This window comes from Cupriavidus pinatubonensis (genome assembly GCF_019602855.1).
In the GTDB taxonomy this organism is placed as follows: domain Bacteria; phylum Pseudomonadota; class Gammaproteobacteria; order Burkholderiales; family Burkholderiaceae; genus Cupriavidus; species Cupriavidus pinatubonensis.
The window spans coordinates 1444186-1466613 of the sequence record NZ_CP080767.1 but is presented as its reverse complement, the minus strand read 5'-3'; the positions used below and the strand labels follow the sequence as shown (position 1 = coordinate 1466613).

The window sequence follows — 22428 nt, the reverse complement described above, 5'->3', positions numbered from 1 at the left end:
ATTGCAATGCACAATTGGGCGCAATTCTAGAGGAACTGTGCCCCGTCGGCCACTGACGATGCCACCTATACCGCAGGTGGAACGCATCAAGCATGGGAGGGAAGTGGCGGATGGTCAAGTCCTGCCAGCAAATCTCGGGGACGCCGTCGGCATTGGCACGACGTTGCGATGCCGCTACAGAAAGATGCGCTTCAGGCGCTTTTGGAGGCGCCCTACACGCCCAGGTAGCGGTCCAGCGCTTCGGGCTTGGCGGCGAGGTCCGCAGCGGGGCCGGTCAGGACAACGCGGCCCTTTTCCAGCACGACCACGCGATCGGCATGGGCGAGCACCGAGCGGAAGTTGCGGTCCACCACCACGGAGGCAATGCCGGTCGTGCGGACCGTGGCGATAACCTCCCATATCTCGCGCACGATGCGCGGCGCCAGGCCTTCTGTCGCTTCATCGAGCACCAGGCAGTCCGGGTTGGTCATCAGCGCGCGGCCGATCGACAGCATCTGCTGCTCGCCGCCGGAAAGTTGCTGGCCGCCGTGGCCCAGGCGCTCCTTGAGCCGCGGGAACAGGTCGAGCACGCGCGCTTCGTCCCAGTCGTGGCGGCCGTTGCAGCCCTTGCGTGCCGCCATGATCAGGTTCTCGCGCACCGACAGGTTCGGAAAAACGCCGCGTCCTTCGGGCACATAAGCGACTCCGAGGCGCGCCAGTTCGAAAGGCTGCGCGCGCGAGACGTCGCGCCCCGCCACGCGGATATTGCCGCTGCGCTGGCGCACATGGCCGAGCAGCGTTCTCAGCAGCGTGCTCTTGCCCATGCCATTGCGCCCGAGCAGGCCGACGGTCTCGCCCGCGCCGACGCGGAACTCCACGTCGCGAAGGATATGGCTTGAGCCGTACCACGCATTGATGCCGCTGGCTTCGATCATGGTGGTCGTCATGCGGGCACCCCACTGTCTTCTGCCTCGCCCAGGTAGGCCAGTTGCACTTCGCGGTTGGCGCGGATTTCATCAGGCGTGCCGCTGGCGATCACGGCGCCATTGACCATCACCGTGATGCGATCGGCCACCGAGAACACGGCATCCATATCGTGCTCGACCAGCAGGATCGCGTGGCCCTCGCGCAGCCCTCGCAACAGCCCCAGCATGCGCGACGATTCCTCTGCGCCCATGCCGGCCAGCGGCTCGTCGAGCAACAGCGCAACCGGCTGCGTCGCCAGGCACATGGCCACTTCGAGCTGGCGCTTCTGGCCGTGCGCAAGTTCGCTGGCGAGCCGCCCTGCATGCGCTGCCAGACCGGCACGCTCCATCGCCTCATCGGCAAGCGCGCCGCTCATGCGGCAATTGCGTGCGCCTTCCCACAAGCGCCACGCACGCTGGGCACGCGATTGCGCCGCGAGCCGGCAGTTCTCGCGCACCGTCAGCGGCAGGAAGATGTTGTTGCGCTGGTAGCTGCGGCCAATGCCATGCCGCGCCAGCCGCGGCTGGGACCAACCGGTCACGTCGCGCCCTTGCAGGTGAAGGTGTCCCTCCGACGGCGGCAGTTCGCCGGACAGCATGTTGATCAGCGTGGATTTGCCTGCGCCGTTCGTGCCGATCACCGCATGGATCTCATGCAATCCCAGCGACAGGTCTACGCCCGCCACGGCCGTCAGGCCGCCGAAACGCCGCGTCAGGCCCGTGGCTTGCAATACCGGTGTACTCATGCGGCCTCCGTACTGCGCGCGCTGCGGCCTTTGCTGCCCGCGCCCTGCGCCGTGTCATCGTCATCGCCTGCCGTCCCGCCATTGCGCGCGCCCGATGCGCCATGCTTCTGGCGCAGCACGGCCGGCAGGCTCACCAGCCCGCGCGGTAGCAGCGCCACCGCGACGATGATGAAGCCGCCCATCAGCAACTGCCAGTGCCTGGTCATGGTGCTGAACCATTCGGCCAGCAGCACGAAGGAAAACGCACCGAGCACCGCACCCGCCAGACTGCCCACACCGCCCAGGATGACCATCAGCATGGCGTTGCCAGACTGGTGCCAGGACGCGATCTCCGGATTCACGAAGCCGAACTGGATCGCGTACAGGAACCCTGCGAGGCCGGCCAGCATGCCGCCCGCAACAAAGGCGCCGAGCTGGTAGCGGTACGTGGCGTAGCCCGCCGCGCGCATGCGCTGTTCGTTGTGGCGGATACCCACCAGCGCGTGGCCGAAGCGTGAACGCAGCAGCAGTGTTAGCACAACCACGGTCACGCCCATGGCGGCCCAGACCATCCAGTAAAAGTGGCTCGGATCGTTGACCGTGAGTTGCTGCGTGCCGGGTACGGGAAATTCAGGGCGGAAGTAGATGTAGGTGCCGTCGCTACCGCCGGCGATCTTGGTGTCGTGGAACACGAAGTACACCATCTGCGCGAACGCCAGCGTCACCATGATGAAGTACACGCCGCGCGTGCGCAGCACCAGCATGCCGACCAGCACCGCGAGTGCCGCTGCCGCGCCGAGCGCGCCGGCGAGCAGCAGCCAACCATTGCCGGGCCCCGCTTCGGGTGCCAGGATCGCCGTGGCATAGGCTGCGGCCGCGAAATAAGCAGCGTGGCCCAGGCTCACCAGCCCGGTATAGCCGATCAGCAACTGCAGCGAGAGCGCGAAGATCGCCATGATCATGACCTTGCTCAGCAGCTCGATATAGAACTTGTGGCTGTCGGCGGTCAGCAGCAACGGCAGGCTGGCCAGCAAGGCGAATGCCACGAGCCACGCGAAAGCGACGCGCGCATTGCCATGCGAAGGCGCGAGGGAATGCTTGGTATCCATATCAACCCGCCTTGAACAGGCCTTGCGGCTTCCACAACAGGATCAGCGCCATCAACAGGTAAATCAGCACACCTGACGCTTCCTGCCAGAACACCTTGCCGAAGGTATCGACAAAGCCGAGCAACAGCGACGCCACCAGCGCGCCCTTCACCGAACCGATGCCGCCGATCACCACCACCACGAAGCACACGATCAGCACCTGCGCGCCCATGCCCGGGTACACCGACGACACCGGCGCGGCAATCATGCCCGCCAGCACGGCCAGCGCCACGCCGAGGGCGAACACCACCCGGTAGAGCACCGTCACGTTGATGCCGAGCGACTGCACCATTTCGCGATTGGTCGCGCCGGCACGGATCATCATGCCGAGCCGCGTGCGGCGGATCACGTAGTACATGCCCGCTGCTACCAGCAGGCACACCGCCGAGATGCACAGGCGATAGACCGGATAGGTCATGTCGTTGCCGATCGGCAGCGCGCCGTCGAGAAACGCGGGAATCGACACACCGTGCACGTCGTCACCGACCAGGATGCTGCGCAGTTCCTCGAACACCAGGATCAGGCCGTAGGTCATCAGCACCTGCTGCAGGTGGTCGCGCTCATAAAGGAAGCTGAAGAACGCCCACTCAAGCACATAGCCGAACGCCACGGCCAGGACGATGCCGAGCGGCACGGCAATCAGCAGGTTGCCGGTCAGGCTGGCCAGCGTGAATGCCAGGTAGGCCCCGAGCATGTAGAAGCTGCCATGCGCCAGGTTGATGACGCCCATGATGCCGAAGATCAGCGTCAGGCCGCTTGCCACGAGGAACAGCAACAGCCCGTACTGCACGCTGTTCAGGCACTGGATCAGGAAGGAGACGATGTCCATGCTGCGTGGGGGAGGACGCCCGGCGCGCGGCAAGCCGCTGCACCGGGCCTCATTCCGGTAGGATGGTGGGAATCAAAGACGGCAACCGCGTGCCGGATCGGCCAGCGCCTTCACCGCCACGGTGCTCACCTTGTTCTCGCGGCCATCTACCTTGCGCAGGTAGAAATCCTGCACCGGGTTATGCGCCTTCGACAGCGTGAAAGCACCGCGCGGGCTGTCCACCTTGGCGGTCTCCATGGCCTTGTAGACGTCGGCCTTGCGGGACATATCGCCCTTGACCGCATTCGCCCCGGCGGCAAGCAACTGCGCGGCGTCATAGCCCTGCACCGCATACACATCCGGCTGCAGCTTGTAGGTCTTGGCGTAATCAAGGCGGAAGGTCTTGTCGCGCGCGTTGCTCAGGCCATCCGCATAGTGCAGCGTGGTTTCCAGACCCTGCGCGGCATTTCCCTGCGCCTCGAGCGTGCCATCCGTGAGGAAGCCCGAGCCATAGAGCGGGATCTTGTCCTTGAGCCCCGCGCCGGCCCAATCCTTGACGAACTTGACCGCACCGCCGCCCGCGAAGAACACGAACACGGCGTCCGGCTTGAGCGCGGCCACTTCCGTGATCAGCGCCTGGAACTCCACGTTCGGGAACGGCAGGCTCAGCTCCTTCACCACCTTGCCGCCCTTGCTCTCGAAGGCCTCCTTAAAGCCCTTTACTGATTGCTCTCCCGCCGCATATTTCCAGGTCAGCGTGACGACCTTTTTCATGCCCCGCTCGGCCAGCACGTGGCCCATGGCGTAGCCGGGCTGCCAGTTCGAGAACGACGAGCGGAAGATGTTCGGACCGCACAGCGGGCCGGTGGCCTCATCGACGCCGGCATTCGGGATGATCAGCAGCGTGTTGTTTTCCTTGGCCACCTTGACGATGCCCATCTGCACGCCTGAATGCACGGTGCCCACCACTACATCGACCTGGTCGCGCTTGATCAGCTTGGTTGCGTTCTCGGGTGCCTTGGCGGGATCGGATTCGTCGTCAACCTTGAAGTACTCGATATCGCGCCCGCCGAGCTTGCCCCCCTGCTGCTGCACATACATGCGGAAACCGTTTTCGATCGCCGTGCCCAGTGCCGCATACGTGCCCGTATAGGGCAGCATGAACCCTACCTTGATCTTCCCGCCCTGCGCACTCTGCGCCTGGACGGCTCCCGTGGCGGCAAGCATTGCAGCAACGGCAAGGCAGGCAGGCGCGAGCCTGCGCGATGTGAAGCGGTGCATGATGTCTCCTGGTGGTCAAGCCGGCGGTTTGCCTGTTGCGAAACCGTGATCGGTCCCTGCCCCCAGGGTCCGGAGCGTGTCCGGATGCAACACAGGGGGCGGGCAACGAATTATTTTAGGTATGAAGTATGTGCGTTTATAAACCGTACCGCCGCCTGCGTCAACGGCTCCGGCTGGTCGCGATGTGGCGAATGACCGCACCGCGCGAGTTTAAGCAAGGCGGTTTGCGGGGCATATCGATGGATACCCTCGATCTGCGCCATGGTGCCGTACTCGTCGTCCTCGCCCTGCACCGCCAGCACCGGACAGCGAAATTGCGGTAGCAGATCGTGCAGATCCCACTGGCGGAAAGCGGGGTCGAGCCAGATATCGTTCCAACCCCAGAACGCCGAATCCACGTCGTCGTGGTAGCGCGCCAGGCGGCTGCGCAAATCGGTTTCCAGGTAGGCCTGGCGCGTGGCCGCGATGCTGCGAACCGACACGTCTTCGACGAGGATATGGGGCGCGAGCACGGTGATGCCGTCGACGGAATCGGGAAAGCTCGCGGCGTGGATCAGCGCAATGGAGCCCCCGTCGCTATGGCCGAGCAGCCATGGCTTTCCGTGACTGCTCCCCGGGCCGATCTCCAGGGCTTCGAACAATGCCGGCAATGCCTCGCGCGCCTGCCGGTGCATGAAATCGACGCCCCACTTTTCATCGTGCGGCCGCGGGGTAGAACGCCCGTAGCCATAGCGCGAAAACACCAGTCCGCGAAAGTCACCGGCCTCACAGAAGCTGCGCGGAAAATCGCGCCACATGCTGACCGAGCCGAGCCCTTCATGCAGGAACACCACCAGCGGACGCTGCGCGCGCTCCGCGCGCAGCCACTGGTATTCGATCCGGATACACCGGCCGTCGAACGGAATGTCTACCCAATCGCTATGCATGCCGATCCTGTGGTCAGGCATCGGCGTGGGCCGTTGCGGCCGCACGCGCTGCTTCCTCGCGCTGGCGCAGGCGGAAGCGCTGAATCTTGCCCGTAGCGGTCTTCGGCAATTCCTCCACGCACTCGATCTGCCGTGGATACTTGTACGGCGCAAGTCGTGACTTGACGAAGGCCTGCAACTCGGCAGCCATGCCCGCGTGCCACTGCTGTCCCGGACGCATTACGACGAAGGCTTTCGGCTTGACGAGTTCGTCGGCATCGACCACGCCGATCACCGCAGCCTCAAGCACGGACGGGTGCAGTGCGAGCGCGGCCTCGACCTCGAACGGCGAGACATAGATGCCGCCCACTTTGAGCATGTCATCGCTGCGCCCGGCGTAGATGTAGTACCCGTCCGCATCCTGCAGGTACTTGTCGCCACTGCGCGTCCATGCGCCGACGAAGGTGTCGCGGGTCTTGTCGCGATTGCACCAGTACATCAGCGCGGCCGATGGCCCTTTGATGTACAGGTCTCCGATCTCGCCTGGCTTGCTGGGTTCGCCAAGCTCGTCGAGCAGCTTCAGTTCATAGCCGGGCACCGGCTTGCCCGTCGTGCCATAGCGTACGTCGCCGGGCCGGTTCGACAGGAAGATGTGCAGCATTTCGGTAGAGCCGATGCCATCAAGAATGTCGCAGCCGAAATGGGCGAAGAACCGTTCGCCGATATCCCTCGGCAAGGCCTCGCCAGCCGAGGTGCAGACGCGCATTGCCACGTCGCTGCGCGGTGGCAGTTCGGGCGAGGCGAGCATGCCTGCAAACAGCGTCGGCACACCGCAGAACACAGTGGGACGATGCTCGCACAGCCGCCGGAACACCGCGGCCGGCGTGGGCCGTTCCGCCATCAGCACTGTGGTGGCGCCCACGAACAGCGGAAACGTCAGCGCATTGCCGAGTCCATAGGCAAAGAACAGCTTCGCCGCCGAGAACACCACATCGTCTTCACGCATGCCGAGCACGCGCCGCGCGTACAGGTCAGCGGTATGGAAGAGGTTGCCGTGCGTATGCACAGTGCCCTTGGGGCGGCCCGTCGAGCCCGACGAATAGAGCCAGAACGCCATGTCGTCCGGCCCGGTGTCGACCACCGGCGCCGCCGAGCGCGTGCGCGAGATCACTGCCTCCACACTGCAGCTTGGCGCCGCATCCTTGTACGGGGCTGCCTGAATGACCACCGGCGACAGGCCGCTGCTGGCGACCGCGGTCTTCATGAGGGGAAGCAGCGCCTCAGACACCACCACGGCACGCGCACCACTGTGCTGGAGCATGTACGCGTAGTCGTCGGCCGTGAGCAGCGTATTCACCGCGACCGGCACCACGCCCGCAAGCAGGCAGCCGAGGAATACGGTTGGAAAGTCGACGGTATCGAACGCGCACAGCAGCAGACGTTCCTCGCGCCGGAAACCGGCGTCATGCAGCGCCGCGGCAAAGCGGCGAGCGCGCGCATCGAGTTCAGAGAAAGTTAGCGAGACCTTGTCGTCGACATAGGCAACTTTGTCGCCGCGACCCGCCGCGAGGTTGCGCCCCAGCAAGTCGGCGGCAGCGTTGTACCGGGCGGGCAGCGCGGTGATATCGGATTCGGCAGTTCCGGACGAAAGCGAAGCACCCGCCGGCGAACCGGCAGGGGTATTGGGGGGCGTCATGTCTCCACTCCTTGGGGTCGCAGCGCCTCCGGCAGAAAAAACCGGCAGCGCGGCGGCGTCAGGCCGGTCGCTCTTGGATGCCGGTGCGTAAAGGCGATCGCATCGGCTTGTTGATGCATTTTATTTCATATCGCCTATCATGCAAGTTAGTAGATGCACTATATGACACCGTGCGGGCAATCGCCCCGCAGGGCTCCCTTATAATTCGCCTCCCTTTCCGCCGGATACTGCACAAAGGCCGGCCCAACCGCCTGAATCGCCCGATACACCTGTCCGCCATGCGCCGAGACCCCGAACCGCACTCCCCGCCCGATGCCACCGCCGGCGGCGCCAACGGCGAACGCGACCCCTATCTCACGCAGTTGGGGGAACGTATCCGCTCGCTGCGCGCGGCACGCGGCATGTCGCGCAAGGACCTGGCGCGCGGCGCCAACGTTTCGGAACGCTACCTGGCCAACCTGGAGACTGGTACGGGTAATGCCTCGGTGCTGCTGCTGCGCCAGGTGGCGCGCGCGCTCGATGTGCCGTTGCCGGTCGTGCTGGCGGAAGTGGACGGCCTGAATGGCCAGCAGGTAACCGAGTTCGCGCAGCTCGTGCAGTGGCTCGCGCAATTGCCAACGGGCGACCTTGCACGCGTGCGCGATGCCTGCCGCCATGCGCTGGCACCCGCGGAATCGCGCGATGCGCGGCATCGCCGCATTGCGCTGATCGGCTTGCGCGGCGCGGGCAAATCGACGTTGGGCCGCGCCCTGGCGGCGGCTGAGGACATGCCGTTCGTCGAACTCAACAATGTGATCGAACAAGAAGCGGGCGCAAGCCTTTCCGAGATTCACTCGCTCTATGGCCAGGCTGCTTATCGACGCTACGAGATGCGCGCGCTCGAACGCGTACTGCGCGAGCACGACAACATGGTCCTCGCTACACCCGGCAGCCTCGTCTCCGAACCGGGCACCTTCAACCTGCTGCTGTCGCGCTGCTATACGGTGTGGGTCAAGACATCGCCCGAGGAACACATGGCCCGGGTGGTCGCACAGGGCGACATGCGCCCCATGCAAGGCAATCGCGAAGCCATGACGGACCTGCGCCGTATTCTGCAGGCGCGCACGCCGCTGTATGCCCGCGCCGACCTCGCACTCGATACCAGCGGCCAGGACGCCCACACTTCGCTGCAGGCCCTGCGCGCCCAGATTTCCCACGTCACGGCCTGACTTCGGGCGCCCTCGGCACGGCGTGCAGAAAGGTATTGCACCCTCCGTCACCATGCACTATATTTCATCGAAAGCCGCAAGGCACTATAGTGCATTAAGGAGACAGCCATGTCCGCGCCGGCCACCGCCCCCACTCAAGCCGCTGAACCCGTCACGTTCGAACGCCACCCCGAGCAATACCGCCACTGGAAGCTCACATTTGACGGCCCGGTCGCCACGCTGGCGATGGATGTCGACGAAGAAGGCGGCCTGCGGCCGGGCTACACGCTGAAGCTGAACTCCTATGACCTCGGCGTCGACATCGAACTGCACGACGCCCTGCAGCGCATCCGTTTCGAGCACCCGGAGGTGCGCACGGTGGTGATGACCAGCGCACGCGACCGCATCTTCTGCTCGGGCGCCAATATCTTCATGCTCGGCCAGTCGACGCACGCGTGGAAGGTGAACTTCTGCAAGTTCACCAACGAGACGCGCAACGGCATCGAAGACGCCAGCCGCCATTCGGGCCTCAAGTTCATCGCGGCGTGCAACGGCACCACAGCCGGCGGCGGCTATGAACTCGCCCTGGCCTGCGACGAAATCGTGCTGGTCGACGATCGCTCTTCGGCCGTGAGCCTGCCGGAAGTGCCACTGCTCGGTGTGCTTCCCGGCACCGGCGGCCTGACCCGCGTGACGGACAAGCGACGCGTGCGTCGCGACCATGCCGACATTTTCTGCACCACGACCGAAGGCGTGCGCGGACAGCGCGCCAAGGACTGGAAGCTCGTCGACGACGTGGTCAAACCCGCGCGCTTTACCGAATACATTGCCGAGCGCGCGGCCGCGCTGGCCGCCACCAGCGATCGCCCGCAGAACCACCACGGCATCGAACTGACCCCGCTGTCGCGCACCGTCGAGGAAGACGGCTACCGCTATGACACGGTGCGCGTCCATTTCGACCGCGCCGCGCGCAAGGCCACGATCACCGTATTCGGCCCCGACCGACACCAGCCCACGGACCTCGCGGGCGTTGTCTCGGCGGGCGCGCAATGGTGGCCGCTCAAGATGGCGCGCGAACTGGATGACGCGATCCTGACGCTGCGCACGAACCATCTCGATATCGGCATGTGGATCATGAAGACTGACGGTGACGCGGCAGCCGTCCTGGCCGCCGATGCGCTGATGGAAGCGCACGCCAGCCATTGGTTCGTGCGCGAAACGATCGGCATGCTGCGCCGTACGCTTGCGCGGCTCGATGTGTCGTCGCGCAGCCTGTTCGCGCTGATCGAGCAGGACTCGTGCTTCGCCGGCACGCTGCTGGAACTGGCACTGGCGGCGGATCGCAGCTACATGCTGCATCTGCCCGACGCACCTGACGATGCGCCGCGCGTCTTCCTCAGCGAAGCCAACTTCGGCCGCTACCCGATGCCCAATGGGCTGTCACGGCTGGCCGCGCGCTTCTATGGGGACGAAGCCGCCATTACCGCAGCACGTGAACACATCGGCCAGCCGCTCGATGCACTGAGCGCCGATTCACTGAGCCTGATTACCGCCGCGCCCGACGATATGGACTGGGAAGACGAGATCCGCATCGCTGTGGAGGAGCGCGCCAGCCTGTCCCCCGATGCACTCACCGGCCTGGAAGCGAACCTGCGCTTCGGCCCGGGCGAAACCATGGAAACCCGGATCTTCGGACGCCTGACGGCCTGGCAGAACTGGATCTTCAACCGCCCCAACGCGGTGGGCGAGAATGGCGCGCTCAAGGTTTTCGGGAGCGGGAACAAGCCCCGTTTCGACTGGAACCGCGTCTGACGCCATAACGACCTGCAAGGAGACACGCCGTGAGCATCGACTACAGCCAGAAGATCCCGAACAACGTCAACCTGGCGGACGACCGCGCGCTGCAGCGCGCACTGGAGCACTGGCAGCCGGCGTTCCTGGACTGGTGGCGCGACATGGGGCCGGAGGGCTCGCACAACTTTGACGTGTACCTGCGCACGGCTGTGTCGGTCGACCCGTCGGGCTGGGCGCATTTCGAGCACGTAAAGATGCCGGATTACCGCTGGGGCATCTTCCTGCAGCCCGCCGATCCGGCGCGCCAGATCCATTTCGGCGAGCACAAGGGCGAAGCCGCGTGGCAGGACGTGCCGGGGGAACATCGCGCCAACCTGCGTCGCATCATCGTCACGCAGGGCGATACAGAGCCGGCATCGGTTGAACAGCAGCGGCACCTTGGCCTGACTGCACCGAGCCTGTATGACCTGCGCAACCTGTTCCAGGTGAACGTGGAGGAAGGCCGCCATCTGTGGGCCATGGTGTATCTGCTGCACCGCTATTTCGGCCGCGACGGGCGTGAGGAAGCCGAGGCGCTGCTCGATCGCCGCTCCGGCGATCAGGACAATCCGCGCATCCTGGGGGCATTCAACGAACGCACGCCGGACTGGCTGTCGTTCTTCATGTTCACGTACTTCACCGACCGCGACGGCAAGTTCCAACTCTGCGCGCTGGCCGAATCAGGCTTCGATCCGCTCGCGCGCACCACGCGCTTCATGCTCACCGAGGAAGCGCACCACATGTTCGTCGGCGAATCGGGCGTGTCGCGCGTGATCCAGCGGACTTGTGAAGTAATGCGCGAGCGTGACATCCGTGACCCGGCCGATGTGCGCGCTGCCGGCGTGATCGACCTGGAGACCATCCAGCGCTACCTGAACTTCCACTACAGCGTCACCATCGACCTGTTCGGCGCGGACCAGTCGTCCAACGCCGCCACGTTCTACAGCGCCGGGCTCAAGGGCCGCTTCGAGGAAGGCAAGCGTACCGATGACCACGTGCTCAAGAGCGACGTCTATCGCGTGCTCGAAGTGCGCGACGGCCAGCTCGGCGAGCGTGAAGTGCCGATGCTCAATGCCCTCAATGAAGTGCTGCGCGACGACTACATCCGCGATTCGATCGGCGGCGTGGCGCGCTGGAACAAGGTGATCGAGAAGCACGGCATCCCGTTCAAGCTGACGGTCCCGCACAAGGCGTTCAATCGCAAGATTGGCACGCTTTCCAATGTGCACGTGTCGCCGACCGGCGAGCTCCTGACCGAAGCACAGTGGCAAGCCAACGAGCGCAACTGGCTCGCCACGGAAGAAGACCGCGCCTATGTCGCGTCGCTGATGGGCCGTGTGACGGAGCCTGGCAAGTACGCCAACTGGATCGCGCCGCCCGCTGTCGGCGTCAACCGCCAGCCAATGGATTTCGAGTACGTGCGCTTCAACTGAATGACCGCCACCACAAGAAAGACAGGACTGTAGCCCCGGGGCCGAAGCCGGCCCCGCCCCACATGGAGACATACCATGGGCGCCCCCGAAATGATCAAGCAGCACCTGATCGATCCGGAAATCTGCATTCGCTGCAATACCTGCGAAGACACGTGTCCGATCGACGCGATCACCCATGACGAGCGCAACTATGTGGTGAAGGCCGACGTCTGTAACGCGTGCAACGCCTGCCTCTCGCCATGCCCGACCGGCGCCATCGACAACTGGCGCACCATGCTCAAGGGCCAGGCCTATCCGATCGAAGAGCAACTGCTGTGGGATGAACTGCCGGCCGAGATACCGCTGCCTGCAGCGGAACTCGATGCAGCCGGCACGGACGAAGCCCTACGCGCAGACACCGCCACAGCTGCCGCAGAAGGCGGTGTAACGGTACAAGCCGTGGAAACGAGCCGACACACGTCGGCGCGCGCGCCATGGTCGGCAGCCCATCCGTATGTCAACCTGCACGGCGTCCGGGCGCCCATGGCGGCTACCGTGGCTGGCAACTACAGGCTGACCGCCGAGGATGCATCAAGCGACATCCACCACATCGTGCTGGACTTCGGCACGCATTTCTTCCCGGTGCTGGAAGGACAGGCCATCGGCATCGTGCCGCCCGGCACAGACGCAGCCGGCAAGCCGCACTACATCCGCATGTACTCCGTTGCCAGCCCGCGCGACGGCGAACGGCCTGGCTACAACAATCTTGCGCTGACCGTGAAACGCGTCGAGGAAGACCACGACGGCAATCCGGTGCGCGGCGTGGCGTCGAACTTCCTGTGCGACCTGGCCAAGGGCGATACCGTGCAGGTGGTCGGGCCGTTCGGCACTACGTTCCTAATGCCCAATCACCGGGAAGCCAGCATCATGATGATCTGCACCGGCACGGGCTCGGCTCCCATGCGCGCGATGACCGAGCGCATGCGGCGCAACATGGAGCACTTCGGTGGGCGTCGCATGCTTTTCTTCGGTGCGCGCAATGCTCGGGAGTTGCCGTACTTCGGCCCGCTGCTGAAGCTGCCGAAAGATTTCCTCGACATCCATTTCGCGTTCTCGCGCGACGCCGAGGTGCCACGCCGCTATGTGCAGGACGCGATCCGCGAGGCGTCGGCCGGCGTGACGGCCCTGCTGTCCGATCCGCATGGCCATGTCTACATCTGCGGCCTGAAGGGGATGGAAGAAGGCGTGCTGGCAGCCTTCGGCGATGTCTGCGCCGCGTCAGGCATGTCGTGGCCGGAACTGGAGGCCACCATGAAGGCCGAAGGCCGGTTGCATATCGAGACTTACTGACCCCTCTTTGGCCTGGCTATGCCCGCCGGCCCGTGCGGTTCGCGGGCCGGTTTCCTTGCATCTCGCACTTCCCTTCTGAAATGACTCGCCTATAATGTTTCTCAAGAAACAGGAGCAACGGCGATGCAATCGAGGCGAATTCCGGAGGCAGAACCCGCCAGCGGTCCGGACCCTGGCACCACGCTGACCAAGGCCGTCATGCGCGCGGCCAGCTTCCTCGGCATCAGCCAGGCCATCGTGGCCAGCGTGCTGGGCATCAGCACGGCCTCCGTATCGCGCATGGCATCCGGCCTGTACATCCTCGACAAGCACCGCAAGGAGTGGGAATTCGGCGTGCTGTTCGTACGGCTGTTCCGCTCGCTTGACGCCATCCTCGGGCACGGCGACCAGGCACGGCTGTGGCTGACCAACGAAAATCTCGCGCTTGGCGGCAAACCTCTCGAAATGATCCGCACTACTGAAGGCCTCGTTCGTGTCGTTCACTACCTGGACGCCACCCGCGGTCGCATCTGAGCGCCAGCCGTTCGCGCTCACCCTCTGGCGTGCGGTAGAGGCCCAGCATGTGGTCTCGACCATGCCGCTGGTCGACAGCCTCGACGAGCAGGCCGTGCTGGAAGCCGTGCTCGACGCCGGCAAGCCCGCCGTGCCCGCGGAGGCCCGGCATCTGCACTATCTGCTGTTCACGCCGTTCCGTTACCCGCCATCGCCGTGGGGCTCGCGCTTTCGCGCCGGGCAAGATCCCGGTGTGTTCTATGGCGCCGAGGAAATCCGCACCGCCTGTGCCGAGCTTGGCTACTGGCGCTGGCGCTTCCTCAACGACAGCCCCGCCCTGCCCCGCATCGACGCCCGCGCCCAGACACTGTTCCAGGTGAGCGTGCGCACCGAAGGCGTGGCTCTGGATACGCCGCCGTTCGACCGCGACAGCGCGCAATGGACCGATCCGGATAGCCACGAGGCCTGCCAGGCCTTCGGCCGCATCGCACGCGAAGCCGGCATCGGCCTGATCCGCTATACGTCGGTCCGCGATCCCGGGCACGGCCCATGCGGCGCCGTAATGACGCCGCGTGCGTTTGACCATCCGCTGCCGCTGGCCACAACCACATGGATGCTGACGGTGCGCCGTGACCGCGTAATCTGGCAACGCGACGACCTGCAGCAACGCGACAGCTTTGAGTTCGCCGCATCGCTGTGGCAGCGCACAAGCGAAAGGTCCCCAGAAGGCTGAACCTCGGCAGCGCCATCGCCGTCTAATCGTTACGGAAGGCAGCTCGGCGCGCAAATGCAGTTTTTTTCACATAAGTGTTGCAACGCGGTAGCCGTTGCCCTATAATTTTTTCTTCGACGGACGCGGGGTGGAGCAGTTGGCAGCTCGTCGGGCTCATAACCCGAAGGTCGCAGGTTCAAGTCCTGCCCCCGCAACCAAACGCCTCAACACGTCGAACCGGATCTGCCAAACGTTTCGTTGGCAGTTCATCGCAAAGCCCGCAATCGCGGGCTTTTTGCTTTCCGGGTCTCGCCGCACGCTGTGGGGCCCGCCACTCAGGCAGCCGGGCCGCGCGGTGATACACTTTGCCCCATTCCTCCCGGACGCCCCTCATGAAATTCTGCTCGAACTGTGGCCATGCGGTCGTGCTGCGCGTACCTGACGGCGACAACCGCCCGCGCAGTGTTTGTGACAACTGCGGCACCATTCACTACATCAATCCCCGCAACGTGGTCGGCACGATCCCCGTCTGGGAAGACAAGATCCTGCTGTGCAAGCGAGCAATCGAGCCGCGCTATGGCTTCTGGACGCTGCCGGCTGGCTTCATGGAGATCGGCGAGACCACGGCCCAGGCCGCCTCGCGCGAGACGCTGGAAGAAGCCGGCGCGCGCGTGCAGGTAGGTGAACTGTTTTCGATGCTGAACGTGCCCCACGTGCACCAGGTGCATCTTTTTTACCTGGCGACGCTGGACGACCTCGACATTGCCCCGGGTGAGGAAAGCCTCGAAGTGAAGCTCGTGGAGGAAGCCGATGTACCGTGGGACGAACTCGCCTTCCCCACGGTGATCCACACGCTGCGCTGCTTCTTTGCCGACCGTGCCGCAGGCCGCCTGCAAGACGGCAGTTTCCGGCTGCACAGCCTGGATATCGACAAGCCCATGCGCCCGCTGACCAGCCGGGCGACGGTGACGCCCTGATTCTTTCTGCGCCAGCAGCCCCAGCATGATCGCCTGGCTGGACCCGCACGATCCGTTTCCGCCGGTGGAGCGCGCGCTCGGGCCGGCCACGGAAGCGCCGGGCCTGCTCGCCGCCAGCCGCGACCTGTCGCCCCAGCGCTTGCTGCTGGCGTACCGCCAGGGCATCTTCCCGTGGTATTCGGTGGGCCAGCCGGTGCTGTGGTGGAGCACCGATCCACGCATGGTGCTCGCGCCCCAGGCGCTGAAGATCTCCGCCACGTTCCGCAAGACACTACGCCGCGTGCTGCGCGACCCGGACTGGGAGATCCGTGTCGACGATGATTTCCTCGCCGTGATGCGCGCCTGCGCGATGACGCCGCGCGAGGGACAGGACGGCACGTGGATCACGCGCGAGATCATCGCCGCCTATGGTGCGCTGCACAGCAACGGTATGGCTCACTCCGTGGAGACCTGGTACCGCGGCACGCGCGTCGGCGGCCTCTATGGCGTGGCGCTGGGCCGCATGTTCTATGGCGAATCGATGTTTGCGCACCGCACCGACGCCTCCAAGATCGCGCTCGCGGCGCTGTGCGCGTTCCTCGGCAATCACGGCGTGCCGATGATAGACTGCCAGCAGGAAACCGATCACCTGGCCTCGCTTGGCGCGCGCCCGATCGCGCGTGCGGAATTCCTGGCCCATGTACGAAATGCCTCGGCACAACCGGCAATCACGCCCTGGTGGTTCGACAAATCGGTGCTGGAGCGGTGGACCGCCACGCCCGCCACCCCGGCCGTCTGACAAGCTGGCTGCATCACCCGCCCCAAGTCCGCCATGAGCAAGCTGAAGGAGCTTCCGCTTTCCGCGCTGCAGTTCTATGCCACGGCGCCCTACGCCTGCAGCTATCTCGATGGCCGCATGGCTCGCTCGCAAGTGGCGACACCGGCCCACCTGATCAACGCGGACGTCTACTCGCGCCTGGTGCGCGCCGGATTCCGCCGCAGCGGCATCTTCACCTACCGCCCATACTGCGATGAATGCCACGCGTGCACGCCGTGCCGCGTGCTCGTGGAACAGTTCGAGCCGGATCGTTCGCAACGCCGGGCCTGGCGCCGGCACGGCCATCTGCAGGCGCTGGTGGCGCCGCTCACGTATGTCGAGGAGCACTACTCGCTGTATTTGCTGTACCAGTCGATGCGCCACGCTGGCGGCGGCATGGATCAGGACAGCCGCGACCAGTACGAGCAGTTCCTGCTGCAAAGCCGCGTGAACTCCCGGCTCGTGGAGTTCCGCGAGCCCCCCGGCTCGCCCGAGGCCGGCAAGCTGCGCATGGTCAGCATGATCGACGTGCTCGATGACGGGCTGTCGTCGGTCTATACCTTCTATGATCCGGTCGAGCGCAACGCGAGCTACGGCACCTACAACATCCTCTGGCAGATCCGCCAGACACGCGAACTCGGCCTGCCGCACCTGTACCTTGGCTACTGGATCGCCGAAAGTCGGAAGATGGCCTACAAGGCACGTTTCCGCCCGCTGCAGGTGCTGACCGGCAACCAGTGGCAGGCGTTCGAGGACGACGCGGCCGATGCCACGGCCGCCGGGCAGTTGGACGGCACCGACCCGGCCCAGGAATAGGCGTCGGCGGGGGCCGACCCGACACCACACTGCGGGCGGTCATGCGCCCCAGCCGCTACAATGCCGGCTTGGTTTTCACTCTGCGCCGGCTTCCCGGTCGCCCCTCCTCGTGCTCAACGCGCTCTATCCCCTGTTCCGCCCCGCCCTGTTCTCGATGGACGCGGAGGACGCCCACCACTTCACCCTGAACAACCTGCTGCGTGCGCACCGCCTGGGCCTCGGCGGCTGCATCGGCAATCGCATTCCCGACGATCCGCGCACCGTGATGGGCGTGCGCTTTCCGAACCCCGTGGGCCTGGCCGCCGGGCTGGACAAGGATGGTGCCTATATCGACGGACTGGCGTCGTTCGGCTTCGGGTTCATCGAGGTGGGCACCGTCACGCCGCGCGCACAGCCCGGCAACCCGCGCCCGCGCATGTTCCGCCTGCCCCAGGCCGACGCGCTGATCAACCGCATGGGCTTCAACAACGGCGGCGTCGACGCGTTCATCGCCAACGTCAAGGCATCTCGCTGGAAGGCGGAAGGCGGCGTGCTGGGCCTGAACATCGGCAAGAACGCCGATACGCCGATCGAACGCGCGGCCGACGACTACCTGTATTGCCTCGAGCGCGTCTATCCGCATGCGAGCTACGTGACGGTCAACATCTCGTCGCCGAACACCAAGAACCTGCGCCAGCTCCAGGGCGCCAGCGAACTCGACAGCCTGCTGTCGACGCTCAAGGCCGCGCAGCAGCGCCTCGCCGACCAGCACAAGCGTTACGTGCCGGTGGCCCTGAAGATCGCGCCCGATCTCGATGCCGACCAGATCGGCAATATCGGCGACGCGCTGGTACGCCACAAGATCGACGGCGTGATCGCGACCAACACCACGATCTCCCGCGATGCCGTGAAGGGCCTGCCGCACGCGGAAGAAGCCGGCGGACTGTCCGGCCGGCCGGTGTTCGAGCAGTCGACGCACGTGGTGCGCGCGCTGCGCCAGGTCGTTGGCGATGCGGTGCCCATCATTGGCGTGGGCGGCATTTTCAGCGGCGCGGACGCCCGCGCGAAAATCGATGCCGGGGCAAAGCTCGTCCAGGTCTACAGCGGCCTGATCTACCGAGGGCCGACACTCGTACGCGATTGCGCCGCCGCGCTGCGTGCCTGAATCCGTTCTGCTAGCCAGCAAGGAGAACAACATGGAAACCGTCCGCCTCGGCCGCAGCGACCTGGAGGTCTCCCGCATCTGCCTGGGCACCATGACCTTCGGCGAGCAGAACACTGAAGCCGACGGCCACAGCCAGCTCGACTACGCGTTCTCGCGCGGGATCAACTTCATCGATACGGCCGAAATGTACCCGGTCAGGCCGCGTGCCGAAACCTACAGCCGGACCGAGCAGATCATCGGCAGTTGGCTCAAGCGCCAGCCGCGCGACCGCGTGGTGCTGGCCACCAAGGTGGCCGGCCCGGGACGGATGCCGTGGATCCGCAATGGCGACGACTTCACCCCCGCGGGCATCCTTGCGGCGGTCGACGCATCACTGCAGCGGCTGCAGACCGACTACATCGACCTGTACCAGATCCACTGGCCCGCCCGCAACGCGCCGATCTTCGGCCAGACCAGCTTCGATCCGGCCCTGGAACGTCCTTGCGCGTCCATCCAGGCGCAACTGGAAACGCTGGCGGAGCTGGTGCAGGCCGGCAAGGTTCGTTATGTCGGCGTTTCGAATGAAACGCCATGGGGCGTGAGCGAATTTGTGCGCCTGGCCGAGCAGCACGGGTTGCCGCGCATTGCGACCATCCAGAACCCCTACAACCTCGTCAACCGCAGCTTTGAGCAGGGCCTGGACGAGGCTTGCTATCGCACCGACGTGAGCCTGCTGGTCTACAGCCCGCTCGCCTTCGGCCAGCTGACGGGCAAATACCTGAGCGGCGACCCGGCAAACCCGGTCTTCAACGATGCCGCAATCGGACGCCTGACCCGCTTCGGCGCCGACTGGAGCCCGCGCTATATGCGCAAGGAAACGATGGCCGCATCGGCGCGCTATGTCGAACTGGCACGCAAGGCCGGATTGTCGCCGGCGACGCTCGCGCTGGCCTGGTGCTATTCGCGCTGGTTCGCCGCCAGCACCATCATTGGCGCCACGTCGCTGGACCAGCTACGCGAAAACATCGATGCGTGGCAAACGCAATTGCATGAAGACGTGATTGCCGCAATCGGGGTAATCCACAAGCAAATCTGCAATCCTGCGCAATAATCTGCGCCCCGATGGCAAATAAGGGGGCTCCGGCAGCATCGGATGCCCCGCATTCCCTCCGGGACTTCCCATTTCGTGCGCGAGAAGTGGTATCCTCGCAGGCTTATCGCTGTCTGGCCCATTGCGCGGACGCGCGCCTCCACTAGCCGCCGGAAGTGACGCAAACGCCATGAGCAGGTGTCCACCACACTATCGTCGTGGCGGCCCGGCAGCGAGACCAAGCTTGTGCGCGGCCGCACCATCCAGAACCGAGTCACTCGGAGGAGAACAGATCAATATGAAGGGTCTCAAGGCAACCAAGTCCATCCTCGGCGGCGCAGTCGCGCTGGCATTGCTGTGCGGCGGCGCCGTGCACGCCCAGACCGTCAAGGTCCTGTCGATCGTGGACCACCCCGCGCTGGACGCCATCCGCGACGGCGTGCGCGAGGAGTTGAAGGCCGCCGGCTATGACGCCGACAAGAACCTGAAGTGGGAATACCAGAGCGCCCAGGGCAACACCGGCACGGCCGCGCAGATCGCCCGCAAGTTCGTCGGTGACAACCCGAACGCGATCGTCGCCATCGCCACGCCGTCGGCCCAGGCCGTGGTCGCCGCTACCAAGACCGTGCCCGTCGTGTATTCCGGCGTGACCGATCCGGTCGCCGCGCAATTGGTCAAGAGCTGGGCCCCGTCGGGCACCAACGTGACCGGCGTGTCGGACAAGCTGCCGCTGGACAAGCAGGTCGCGCTGATCAAGCGTGTCGTGCCGAATGCGAAGACCGTCGGCATGGTCTACAACCCGGGTGAAGCCAACTCGGTCGTGGTGGTCAAGGAACTGAAGGAACTGCTGGCCAAGCAGGGCATGACCCTGAAGGAAGCCGCCGCGCCGCGTACGGTTGACATCGGTGCCGCCGCCAAGAGCCTGGCTGGCAAGGTCGACGTGATCTACACCAACACCGACAACAACGTGGTGTCGGCCTATGAAGCGCTGGTGAAGGTCGCCAATGAGTCGAAGATCCCGCTGATTGCCGCCGACACCGACAGCGTCAAGCGTGGCGCCATCGCCGCACTGGGTATCAACTACCTGGACCTGGGCCACCAGACCGGCAAGGTCGTGGTGCGCATCCTGAAGGGTGAGAAGCCGGGCGCGATTGCCTCCGAAACCAGCAGCAACCTTGAACTGTTCGTGAACACCGGCGCCGCGCAAAAGCAAGGCGTGACGCTGTCGCCGGACCTGGTCAAGGAAGCCAAGACCGTCATCAAGTAAGCACAAAAGTCTGACCAGCGCCGTCCGCTCGATGCGGACGGCCGCGTGTCCTCCCTCTACAGTACAAGATCCGGATCGCCCTACCCGGGCCCGCCCCTGAACGAGACGGCGAGCCGACCGGCCTTACCCGGGCGGGCCGCGCAGCTGTCAACAGGATTCACCATGTCCCTCTTTTCCCTTCTGGGTGCCCTGGAGATCGGCCTGATCTTCAGCCTGGTCGCCCTCGGGGTGCTGATTTCCTTCCGCATCCTCAATTTTCCCGACCTGACCGTTGATGGCAGCTTCCCGCTCGGCGGCGCCGTGGCCGCGACGCTGATCGCCGCCGGGCAGGACCCGTTTGTCGCCACGGCCGTTGCCATCGTAGCTGGCGCCCTGGCCGGCTTCATCACCGGCTGGCTAAATGTGCGCCTCAAGATCATGGACCTGCTCGCCAGTATCCTGATGATGATCGCGCTGTACTCGGTCAACCTGCGCATCATGGGCCGCCCGAATGTGCCGCTGATCACCGAGCCGACGATGTTCACCATCCTGCAGCCCGACTGGATGCCGGACTACGTGCTGCGTCCGCTCGTGCTGTTCATCGTGGTGGTGGTTGCCAAGATAGGCCTGGACTGGTTCTTCTCCTCGCAGCTCGGCCTGGCCATGCGAGCGACCGGCGCCAATCCGCGCATGGCGCGTGCGCAGGGCATTGCCACCGGCCGCGCCACGCTGGCGGGCATGGCGCTGTCGAATGGTCTCGTCGCACTGGCTGGTGCGCTGTTCGCGCAGACGCAAGGGGGCTCCGATATCTCGATGGGCATCGGCACCATCGTGATCGGTCTGGCCGCAGTGATCATCGGCGAAAGCATCCTGCCGGCACGTCGCCTCGTATGGGCCACGCTCGCCGTGGTGCTGGGCGCGATCCTGTACCGCTTCTTCATTGCGCTGGCACTGAACAGCGACTTCATCGGTCTGAAGGCGCAGGATTTGAACCTGGTCACCGCCGCACTGGTGACGATCGCCCTGGTACTGCCCGCCACCCGCAAGAAGCTGTTTGCACGCAAGAACGGAGGTGCCTGAGATGCTGCGCGCACAAGACCTGAAGCTCACCTTCAACCCCGGCACCCCGATCGAGACCCGCGCGCTGCGCGGCCTGAGCCTGGAAATCCCGAGCGGCCAGTTCGTGGCCGTGATCGGCTCCAACGGCGCCGGCAAGTCGACCTTCCTGAATGCGATCAGCGGCGACCAGATGGTCGATTCCGGCCGCATCACGATCGATGACACCGACGTGACGCGCAAGCAGGCATGGGATCGCGCCCACCTGGTGGCGCGCGTGTTCCAGGACCCGATGGCCGGCACCTGCGAGGCGCTGACGATCGAGGAAAACATGGCACTGGCCATGGCTCGCGGCGCCAAGCGCGGCTTCCGCCCGGCGCTGAACCGCAGCTCGCGCGAACTGTTCCGCGAGAAGCTGCGCCTGCTGAACCTGGGCCTGGAAAACCGCCTGACCGACCGCATTGGCCTGCTGTCCGGCGGCCAGCGCCAGGCCGTGAGCCTGCTGATGGCCTCGCTGCAGCCGTCGCGCATCCTGCTGCTCGACGAGCACACCGCAGCGCTGGACCCGAAGACCGCCGCATTCGTGCTGGAACTGACCGCGCGCATCGTCGAGGAAAGCAAGCTGACGACGATGATGGTGACGCATAGCATGCGCCAGGCGCTGGACTACGGCCAGCGTACGGTGATGCTGCACCAGGGCCAGGTCGTGCTCGATGTGTCTGGCGAAAAGCGCAAGGGACTCGACGTGCCCGATCTGCTGCGCATGTTCGAGCAGACGCGGCATGAGCAGTTGGATGATGATGCGTTGCTGCTCGGTTGATCCGCCTGCAG

The 22428-nt window shown here is 65.1% G+C and carries 21 protein-coding genes and 1 tRNA gene; 15 read left to right on the top strand and 7 right to left on the bottom strand.

The window, feature by feature from the left end; all coding sequences use genetic code 11:
- Positions 1-212: 212 nt before the first annotated feature.
- From K2O51_RS19390 to K2O51_RS19360, 7 genes are all read right to left on the bottom strand, one after another.
- The gene (locus K2O51_RS19390) at positions 213-926 is read right to left on the bottom strand and encodes an ABC transporter ATP-binding protein (RefSeq protein ID WP_011297503.1); all 714 of its coding nucleotides are present in this window, start codon (positions 924-926) and stop codon (positions 213-215) included.
- A complete protein-coding gene (locus tag K2O51_RS19385) occupies positions 923-1690 on the bottom strand; it encodes an ABC transporter ATP-binding protein (RefSeq protein ID WP_011297502.1) in 768 nt (255 codons plus the stop codon). Before K2O51_RS19385 ends, K2O51_RS19390 begins: the two co-directional genes overlap by 4 nt.
- Positions 1687-2778, bottom strand: coding sequence for a branched-chain amino acid ABC transporter permease (locus tag K2O51_RS19380; RefSeq protein WP_011297501.1), 1092 nt, complete (start codon positions 2776-2778; stop codon positions 1687-1689). The genes K2O51_RS19385 and K2O51_RS19380 overlap by 4 nt, the downstream gene beginning before the upstream one ends.
- Position 2779: 1 nt before the next feature.
- Complete coding sequence (locus K2O51_RS19375; protein ID WP_011297500.1) at positions 2780-3646, bottom strand: branched-chain amino acid ABC transporter permease; 867 nt, start codon at positions 3644-3646, stop codon at positions 2780-2782.
- A gap of 72 nt (positions 3647-3718) precedes the next feature.
- Complete coding sequence (locus K2O51_RS19370; protein ID WP_011297499.1) at positions 3719-4906, bottom strand: ABC transporter substrate-binding protein; 1188 nt, start codon at positions 4904-4906, stop codon at positions 3719-3721.
- A gap of 110 nt (positions 4907-5016) precedes the next feature.
- Positions 5017-5832 carry an alpha/beta fold hydrolase gene (locus K2O51_RS19365; protein WP_011297498.1) on the bottom strand — a complete coding sequence of 272 codons (816 nt, stop codon included), beginning with the start codon at positions 5830-5832 and terminating at the stop codon, positions 5017-5019.
- Between the two features lie 13 nt (positions 5833-5845).
- Positions 5846-7507, bottom strand: coding sequence for a benzoate-CoA ligase family protein (locus tag K2O51_RS19360; RefSeq protein WP_220631512.1), 1662 nt, complete (start codon positions 7505-7507; stop codon positions 5846-5848).
- 278 nt (positions 7508-7785) lie between these two features.
- Here K2O51_RS19360 and K2O51_RS19355 point away from each other — a divergent pair, with 278 nt between their 5' ends.
- From K2O51_RS19355 to K2O51_RS19285, 15 genes are all read left to right on the top strand, one after another.
- Positions 7786-8715: a helix-turn-helix transcriptional regulator gene (locus K2O51_RS19355; protein ID WP_220631511.1), complete on the top strand. Its 930-nt coding sequence runs from the start codon at positions 7786-7788 to the stop codon at positions 8713-8715.
- 108 nt (positions 8716-8823) lie between these two features.
- Entirely contained in the window at positions 8824-10506 is a 1683-nt protein-coding gene (gene boxC, locus K2O51_RS19350; RefSeq protein WP_011297495.1) for a 2,3-epoxybenzoyl-CoA dihydrolase, read from the top strand.
- Between the two features lie 29 nt (positions 10507-10535).
- Complete coding sequence (gene boxB, locus K2O51_RS19345) at positions 10536-11960, top strand: benzoyl-CoA 2,3-epoxidase subunit BoxB (RefSeq protein WP_011297494.1); 1425 nt, start codon at positions 10536-10538, stop codon at positions 11958-11960.
- Between the two features lie 75 nt (positions 11961-12035).
- Positions 12036-13289, top strand: coding sequence for a benzoyl-CoA 2,3-epoxidase subunit BoxA (gene boxA, locus K2O51_RS19340; RefSeq protein WP_011297493.1), 1254 nt, complete (start codon positions 12036-12038; stop codon positions 13287-13289).
- Between the two features lie 123 nt (positions 13290-13412).
- Positions 13413-13802, top strand: a complete 390-nt coding sequence (locus K2O51_RS19335; protein ID WP_011297492.1) for an MbcA/ParS/Xre antitoxin family protein — start codon at positions 13413-13415, stop codon at positions 13800-13802.
- Positions 13762-14514, top strand: coding sequence for an RES family NAD+ phosphorylase (locus K2O51_RS19330; protein ID WP_011297491.1), 753 nt, complete (start codon positions 13762-13764; stop codon positions 14512-14514). Before K2O51_RS19335 ends, K2O51_RS19330 begins: the two co-directional genes overlap by 41 nt.
- Positions 14515-14635: 121 nt before the next feature.
- A tRNA-Met gene (locus K2O51_RS19325) sits at positions 14636-14711 on the top strand.
- 174 nt (positions 14712-14885) lie between these two features.
- Positions 14886-15470 (top strand): NUDIX hydrolase, encoded by a 585-nt coding sequence (locus K2O51_RS19320; RefSeq protein ID WP_011297490.1) that lies wholly within the window; start codon positions 14886-14888, stop codon positions 15468-15470.
- Positions 15471-15495: 25 nt separating this feature from the next.
- Positions 15496-16248 carry a leucyl/phenylalanyl-tRNA--protein transferase gene (gene aat / locus K2O51_RS19315; RefSeq protein WP_140950168.1) on the top strand — a complete coding sequence of 251 codons (753 nt, stop codon included), beginning with the start codon at positions 15496-15498 and terminating at the stop codon, positions 16246-16248.
- 33 nt (positions 16249-16281) lie between these two features.
- A complete protein-coding gene (locus tag K2O51_RS19310; RefSeq protein WP_220631510.1) occupies positions 16282-17082 on the top strand; it encodes an arginyltransferase in 801 nt (266 codons plus the stop codon).
- A 109-nt stretch (positions 17083-17191) separates the two neighbouring features.
- Positions 17192-18226, top strand: a complete 1035-nt coding sequence (locus tag K2O51_RS19305; RefSeq protein ID WP_220631509.1) for a quinone-dependent dihydroorotate dehydrogenase — start codon at positions 17192-17194, stop codon at positions 18224-18226.
- Positions 18227-18257: 31 nt separating this feature from the next.
- Positions 18258-19316, top strand: coding sequence for an aldo/keto reductase (locus tag K2O51_RS19300; RefSeq protein ID WP_011297486.1), 1059 nt, complete (start codon positions 18258-18260; stop codon positions 19314-19316).
- Between the two features lie 277 nt (positions 19317-19593).
- Entirely contained in the window at positions 19594-20562 is a 969-nt protein-coding gene (locus tag K2O51_RS19295; RefSeq protein WP_011297485.1) for an ABC transporter substrate-binding protein, read from the top strand.
- Positions 20563-20724: 162 nt separating this feature from the next.
- Positions 20725-21621, top strand: coding sequence for an ABC transporter permease (locus K2O51_RS19290; RefSeq protein WP_011297484.1), 897 nt, complete (start codon positions 20725-20727; stop codon positions 21619-21621).
- 1 nt (position 21622) lies between these two features.
- On the top strand, positions 21623-22417 hold the full coding sequence (locus K2O51_RS19285; protein WP_011297483.1) for an ABC transporter ATP-binding protein: 795 nt from the start codon (positions 21623-21625) through the stop codon (positions 22415-22417).
- Positions 22418-22428 lie beyond the last annotated feature (11 nt).